The 5,291-nt window shown below is 48.9% G+C and carries 5 protein-coding genes; 1 reads left to right on the top strand and 4 read right to left on the bottom strand.

Features of this window, described 5'->3' with window-relative positions:
• The first annotated feature begins 281 nt into the window (after window positions 1-281).
• Window positions 282-2,126, top strand: a complete 1,845-nt coding sequence (ilvD, locus tag A3750_RS12085; protein WP_068548303.1) for a dihydroxy-acid dehydratase — start codon at window positions 282-284, stop codon at window positions 2,124-2,126.
• A 149-nt stretch (window positions 2,127-2,275) separates the two neighbouring features.
• Here the strand turns inward: ilvD and A3750_RS12080 are convergent, their stop codons facing one another.
• Genes A3750_RS12080 through A3750_RS12065 form a run of 4 tightly spaced genes read right to left on the bottom strand, consistent with a single transcriptional unit; the run spans window position 2,276 to window position 5,254 of the window.
• Complete coding sequence (locus A3750_RS12080; protein WP_068548302.1) at window positions 2,276-2,779, bottom strand: dihydrofolate reductase; 504 nt, start codon at window positions 2,777-2,779, stop codon at window positions 2,276-2,278.
• A gap of 21 nt (window positions 2,780-2,800) precedes the next feature.
• Window positions 2,801-3,640 carry a thymidylate synthase gene (locus tag A3750_RS12075; RefSeq protein ID WP_068457537.1) on the bottom strand — a complete coding sequence of 280 codons (840 nt, stop codon included), beginning with the start codon at window positions 3,638-3,640 and terminating at the stop codon, window positions 2,801-2,803.
• Window positions 3,641-3,649: 9 nt separating this feature from the next.
• Window positions 3,650-4,444, bottom strand: a complete 795-nt coding sequence (lgt, locus tag A3750_RS12070) for a prolipoprotein diacylglyceryl transferase (protein WP_068548304.1) — start codon at window positions 4,442-4,444, stop codon at window positions 3,650-3,652.
• Window positions 4,445-4,465: 21 nt separating this feature from the next.
• Window positions 4,466-5,254 (bottom strand): sulfite exporter TauE/SafE family protein, encoded by a 789-nt coding sequence (locus A3750_RS12065; RefSeq protein ID WP_068548132.1) that lies wholly within the window; start codon window positions 5,252-5,254, stop codon window positions 4,466-4,468.
• Between the last annotated feature and the right edge of the window lie 37 nt (window positions 5,255-5,291).

Below are 5,291 nucleotides of genomic sequence, written 5' to 3'. Positions count from 1 at the left end.
CGGACATAGAACTGCATTTAAAGGAAATAGAGGCACATTCATCCAAAACACCTTGTTAGAAACATAAGCTCAAAAACTTGCTAAAGAGAAGCAAAATGACGACAGCGAGTTCTTGAGCACAGGATAGGCGATCACCTTTCGATCCGCCAAGAGTAAATCGCAAAATACAGGATTTTGCGCCGCTCTTAACGTCGATGGCTGCTTACCGAGAAAGATTTCTGATAAGCTAAGCCCCCAACAAACTCAACACGTATTATTCGTCACTTTTCAAGAGATAGATCATGCCAACATATCGCTCAAAAACCTCAACTCATGGCCGAAATATGGCCGGTGCTCGTGCTCTTTGGCGCGCCACAGGAATGCAGACGGAAGATTTTGAGAAACCGATCATTGCGATTGCGAACTCGTTCACCCAGTTTGTGCCTGGCCACGTCCACCTAAAGGACATGGGCCAACTCGTTGCTCGCCAGATTGAAAAAGCTGGCGGCGTCGCAAAAGAGTTCAATACAATCGCCGTTGATGACGGCATCGCGATGGGCCATGACGGCATGCTCTACAGCCTTCCTTCTCGTGAAATCATCGCAGATTCTGTCGAATATATGGCGAATGCACACTGTGCAGACGCGCTCGTTTGCATCTCGAACTGTGACAAGATTACGCCCGGAATGCTCATGGCCGCACTGCGTCTCAATATCCCTGTTGTATTTGTTTCTGGCGGCCCAATGGAGGCAGGAAAGACGAAACTAAGCGAGCACAAACTCGACTTGGTCGATGCGATGGTTATTGCTGCAGACGACACGGCCGATGACGAAACGGTTGCAGAGTACGAGCGAAGCGCCTGCCCAACCTGTGGCTCATGTTCCGGAATGTTCACCGCAAATTCCATGAACTGCCTAACTGAGGCAATCGGTCTGTCTCTGCCGGGCAATGGTACAACATTGGCAACACACTCAGATCGTGAGCAGCTATTTTTGCGTGCCGCCGACATCATCGTGGACATTACACGTCGCTACTACGAGCAGGATGACGAGTCTGTTCTTCCGCGCTCAATCGCTAGCCACAAAGCATTCGAAAACGCTGTCGCCCTCGACGTCGCCATGGGCGGTTCAACCAATACCATTTTGCACCTGCTCGCTGCCGCTCAAGAGGCAGAGCTTGATTTTACGATGAAAGACATCGACGAGTTGAGTCGCCGTATCCCGCAACTTTGTAAGGTCGCACCAAACTCGCCAAAATATCACATTGAAGACGTGCATCGCGCAGGTGGCATCATGGCGATATTAGGTGAGCTGGATAGAGCCGGTATCTTGCATACCGATACGCCTACCGTTCATGCTCCGACCATGAAAGATGCATTAGCACAATGGGACATCATGCAAAACAACTCGCCAGAGGTCGCCGAGTTTTTCAAAGCGGGCCCCGCAGGCATCCCAACACAAACCGCTTTCAGCCAGTCTACCCGCTGGCCGAGCCTTGACGGAGATCGTAAAGAAGGCTGTATCCGATCGATCGAAAATGCCTTCTCACTAGAAGGTGGTTTAGCGATTCTGTACGGCAACATAGCCACTGACGGTTGCGTCGTAAAAACCGCCGGCGTTGACGAATCCATTCATGTTTTCTCAGGAAAAGCGAAGATATTTGAAAGCCAAGACTCCGCGGTTAAAGGCATCTTAAACGATGAGGTCGCAGAGGGAGATGTTGTGATTATTCGTTATGAGGGCCCCAAGGGCGGACCTGGAATGCAAGAGATGCTCTACCCTACGAGCTATCTAAAATCGAAGGGTCTTGGTAAAGCTTGCGCTCTTCTAACTGACGGTCGTTTCTCTGGCGGTACGTCTGGCCTTTCTATTGGACACTGCTCACCAGAAGCCGCCGCGGGTGGCGCGATTGGTTTGATCGAAGAGGGTGACATTATTGAAATCAATATCCCCGAGCGGAGCATCAATGTAAAACTGAGCGATGCGGAGCTTCACGCTCGTCGAGAAACGATGGATGCCAAAGGTAAAGATGCCTGGAAGCCGCTTGAGACGAGAACCCGAAAAGTATCGGGCGCCTTGAAAGCCTATGCATTGCTTGCAACAAGCGCAGACAAAGGCGGTGTGCGTAATCTGGATATGCTCGACTAACCAAGGAAAGTCGGAACAGCACGAAGAATGAGAACGCTCGCGACTTATTCTTCGTGCTTTCAAGCCGCTATCGATTCGCGCGCTTCATCAAGCTCATCAGCAAGCTCAGTCATCGCTAACAGACGAGCAAACAGCTAAAACAGGAATCGCTATTTGCGATCGTAAACCACAAAACTGTAATCGTAGGGATTGGGGTCTGCTGCCGAAAAATCCTCGCGACCGATTTCATGCCAATCCGCGGGATCAAATTTAGGAAAATAGGCATCGCCATCAACATGCGCGTGCACTTCCGTTAAATACATTCGATCGACTAACGGCAACGCACTCTGATAAATTTGATCGCCGCCGATAATCATTAACTCTTCTCGACCATCAATCTCGGCAATAGACTCTGCCAGTTCAAAGGCCTCTTCTAACGAATGCGCCGCCCGAACACCGTCTGCCGACCAATCAGTATTTCGCGTAACCACAATATTGGTTCGCCCTGGAAGGGGCTTACCAATCGATTCAAACGTCTTTCTGCCCATGACAATCGGCAAGCCCATCGTCACCTGTTTGAAGTATTTTAAATCGTTGGGAAGATACCAAGGCAGCTTGTTATTTCGACCAATCACATGATTCTCAGACAAGGCCACAATGAGGGAAATACGCATAATTAAGTCAGCCTTCAGTTCTTAGATCGCAATCGGAGCACGAATTCCAGGATACGGATCGTAATCAAGTACTTCAAAATCCTCAAACTCATAACCGAAGATGCTCTCCGGTTTACGCTTGATATTGAGTTTTGGCAACGCTCTTGGAGTTCGTCTTAATTGCTCAAACACAATCTCGTCCGTAAGGTGATTACTGTACAGATGGCAGTCACCAAATGTGTGCACAAAATCACCCACATCAAGATCACATTGCTGCGCAATCATGTGCGTTAACAAGGCATAACTGGCGATGTTAAACGGAACACCTAGAAATAAATCAGCACTTCGCTGATATAGCTGACACGACAAGCGCCCGTTCTCAACGTAGAACTGAAACAAGCAATGGCACGGAGCCAATGCCATACGCCCCTCATGCACATTTTCTTGAGGTGAGATAGACTCGTCCGGTAGCTCGGTCGGATTCCAAGCCGAGATAATTAAACGCCGGGAATTCGGCTTGGTTTTGATTTGGGTAATCAAATCAGAAATTTGATCTACAACGCGGCCATCCTGGCCTGCCCAGCTGCGCCATTGCTTACCATAAATCGGCCCAAGGTCGCCCTCTTCGGTCGCCCACTCATTCCAAATGCTCACGCCACGCTCGGACAACCAGTTGTTATCCGTACTGCCCTTTAAAAACCACAACAACTCATAAATGATGCTTTTAAGATGCACTTTTTTTGTTGTGACCAGGGGGAAACCTTCACTCAAATCAAATCGCATCTGCCGGCCAAATACTGAACGGGTGCCAACACCGGTTCTATCACCTCGATCAACGCCGTTATCGACGACATCTTGCATTAGATCCAAATAAGCCTGCATAAATAACCTCTACTTCGATTCAGGCGGCGCTTTATGATGCGCATAAACAACCATACCTACGCCTAAAGCGATCATCGGCAACGATAACAACTGCCCCATGGTTAGCCAATCCCAGGCGATAAAGCCAATATGTGCATCCGGTTCACGAACAAATTCAATGAGAAAACGGAACAAGCCATAAAACGCTAAAAACATCCCCGAAACCGCATACATCGGACGCGGCTTTGAGGAATACCACCATAGGATAAGAAACAACAACAAACCTTCTAAAAAGCTTTGATACAGCTGTGACGGATGACGAGCCAACTGCTCCGGATCAGTCGGAAATACCATTGCCCAAGAAACATCACTAGCACGTCCGTATAACTCAGCACCGATAAAGTTACCAATGCGACCCAAGCCCAGGCCAATCGGCACCAATGGCGCGACAAAATCTACAAGCTGCCAAGGCCGACAGCCGACTTTTCGGGCAAACAGAGTTAACGCCGCAATGACCCCAATCAACCCCCCATGAAAGGACATACCGCCCTCCCAAACTCTAAAGAGCCAGATAGGGTCCTCCAAGAATTTGGGGAAATTGTAAAAAAATACGTAACCTAACCGACCGCCAATAATGACGCCTAAGGCGGCGAAATAAATCATGTCGCCCACATGCTCTGGCTGCAATGGTGCATCAGCACGTGCAGCGCGCTTTTTACCTAGAAGGTAAGCCGCCAAAAATCCAAACAAGTACATCAAACCATACCAATGCACCTCAAGCGGCCCAAGGCTCACTGCAACAGGGTCTATTTTTGGATAGGCAATCGCCACAAATACGTCCTCGTGCTAAAAAAATACAAATTTGATACCAACAATAAGTAGGCAGATCGAAAACAGCTTTTTTAATAATTCTGAGTTGATCGTTTGAGCGCATTGCGCACCCAATCTCGCAAATACAACAGAGCAAACAGACACGACCGCAACCGCTGGTAAATATATATAACCCAAGCTGTATTTCGGAGTGAGCGGGGAGTCTAGATTAAAAGCGATGTTTGCGGTAGCCCCCAGCAAAGCAATAGGAAATCCACATGCCGCCGCCGTCCCTACTACTCGTCCCATAGACAAGCCTAAACGATAAAAAAAAGGCACACTTAACGTGCCTCCGCCAATACCAAATAACGAAGAGACGCTACCGATCACAAAGCCTGCAGGGAACATCAGGCGCCTGGACAGAGATTCCTGAGGCGCATATTCTTTTGATCTATCAAGGGCCATCTTCAGTGCAACGAATATAACAAATAGCCCAAGCAGAATCCTAAGCGCCCCCCCCTCTAGCTGCAAGGCAAGAAAAACACCAACAACCGAGCCTATGGTAATACCTGGTGCGACCCTAAGCAAAACCCGCCAATCAACCGCACCGAGCAGATGATGCTTTCGCGCAGAACTTAGCGAGGTAAAGACAATACAGGCAAGGGAGGAAGCAATCGCCATGTGCGTGAGGACGGATGAATCAAAGCCTTGTGCTTCAAAACAAAAAACGAATATCGGCACCATAATGATGCCTCCCCCTACGCCGAACAAACCCGCTATGAAGCCCGCAAAAGCGCCCGCTAGCAAATACGTTAGAATAATCATAATCTAGCTCGGTCTGATCGGGAAGGGTGAAGAGTCC

Source organism: Oleiphilus sp. HI0079 (assembly GCF_001635105.1).
Note: the sequence above shows the minus strand (reverse complement) of the source record. Positions and strands in the feature narration are given on the sequence as shown.

Coding starts and splice junctions, on each gene's coding strand:
- A3750_RS12075 (WP_068457537.1), bottom strand. CDS start 3,640: ATGCAGGCTTATTTGGATCTAATGCAAGATGTCGTCGATAACGGCGTT.
- A3750_RS12080 (WP_068548302.1), bottom strand. CDS start 2,779: ATGCGTATTTCCCTCATTGTGGCCTTGTCTGAGAATCATGTGATTGGT.
- ilvD (WP_068548303.1), top strand. CDS start 282: ATGCCAACATATCGCTCAAAAACCTCAACTCATGGCCGAAATATGGCC.
- A3750_RS12065 (WP_068548132.1), bottom strand. CDS start 5,254: ATGATTATTCTAACGTATTTGCTAGCGGGCGCTTTTGCGGGCTTCATA.